General features: G+C 38.3%; 1 pseudogene. It reads right to left on the reverse strand.

From position 1 onward, the window contains the following. A pseudogene (locus tag ACNQ62_RS16675) lies at positions 1–264 on the reverse strand (hypothetical protein); the annotation flags it as partial.

Raw genomic sequence — 264 nt, forward strand, 5'->3', positions numbered from 1 at the left:
GTTATGAGTAGTAGATAAAATATCTAGGTTCTCTTTTAAGGTCTCAGGATTACAAGAAATATACAAAATACGCTCATACCCTTGTACCATTTTACAGGTATCAATATCCATTCCTGCGCGCGGCGGATCAACAAAAATGGTGTTACAGCGGTAACTTTTAAGATCAATGCCAGCCTCTTTTAAGCGATTAAATTCGCGTTTGCCTTCCATCGCTTGAGTAAAATCTTCCGCAGACATACGAATGATTTGCACATTGTCTATATG

Origin of the sequence: Sulfitobacter sp. SBS6 (genome assembly GCF_048285585.1) — a bacterium.
Lineage (GTDB): Bacteria > Pseudomonadota > Alphaproteobacteria > Rhodobacterales > Rhodobacteraceae > Sulfitobacter > Sulfitobacter pontiacus.